We start from the raw sequence: 1,191 nt of genomic DNA on the forward strand, positions 1-1,191 counted from the left end.
TTAAGAATTAGTCGAAGATCTTAGCAACAACACCAGCACCTACTGTACGGCCACCTTCACGGATAGCGAAACGTAGACCTTCGTCCATTGCGATTGGAGCGATCAGTTCAACAACCATTTGGATGTTGTCACCTGGCATTACCATTTCTACGCCTTCTGGTAGAGAGATGTCACCAGTTACGTCAGTTGTACGGAAGTAGAACTGTGGACGGTAGCCTTTGAAGAATGGAGTATGACGGCCACCTTCATCTTTAGAAAGTACGTATACTTCTGACTCGAACTTAGTGTGTGGAGTGATTGAACCAGGCTTAGCTAGTACTTGACCACGTTCAACTTCGTCACGCTTAGTACCACGTAGAAGTGCACCAACGTTCTCACCTGCACGGCCTTCGTCTAGAAGCTTACGGAACATTTCAACACCAGTACATGTAGTAGTAGTAGTGTCTTTGATACCTACGATAGCAACTTCGTCACCTACGTTTAGGATACCACGTTCGATACGGCCAGTTACTACTGTACCACGACCTTGGATTGAGAATACGTCTTCGATAGGCATTAGGAATGGCATATCTACTGCACGCTCTGGCTCAGGAATGTATGAATCTAGCGCTTCTGCTAGTTCAACAATCTTAGCTTCCCACTGCTCTTCGCCATTTAGTGCGCCTAGTGCAGAACCTTGGATAACTGGTAGGTCATCACCTGGGAAGTCGTACTCAGATAGAAGTTCACGAACTTCCATTTCTACTAGCTCTAGAAGCTCTTCATCATCAACCATGTCACATTTGTTCATGAATACGATGATGTAAGGGATACCAACCTGACGGCCTAGTAGGATGTGCTCACGAGTTTGTGGCATTGGGCCATCAGTCGCAGCAACTACAAGAATACCACCGTCCATCTGTGCAGCACCAGTGATCATGTTCTTAACGTAGTCCGCGTGTCCTGGACAGTCAACGTGTGCGTAGTGACGCGTTGGAGTGTCGTACTCAACGTGAGAAGTTGCGATTGTGATACCGCGCTCACGCTCTTCTGGAGCGTTATCGATAGATGCGAAGTCTTTAGCTACACCGCCATAAACTTTAGCAAGAGTAGTACAGATAGCTGCAGTTAGAGTTGTTTTACCGTGGTCAACGTGGCCGATAGTACCAACGTTAACGTGCGGTTTAGTACGTTCAAATTTTTCTTTAGACA

At 46.5% G+C, this 1,191-nt stretch carries 1 protein-coding gene; it reads right to left on the minus strand.

Annotation, left to right across the window (positions count from 1 at the left end):
* Positions 1 to 7: 7 nt before the first annotated feature.
* The coding region (gene tuf, locus VSA01S_RS19740; protein WP_039980856.1) for an elongation factor Tu at positions 8 to 1,191 on the minus strand (1,184 nt) is incomplete at its 5' end.

Source organism: Vibrio sagamiensis NBRC 104589, assembly GCF_007990935.1.
Taxonomy (GTDB): domain Bacteria; phylum Pseudomonadota; class Gammaproteobacteria; order Enterobacterales; family Vibrionaceae; genus Vibrio; species Vibrio sagamiensis.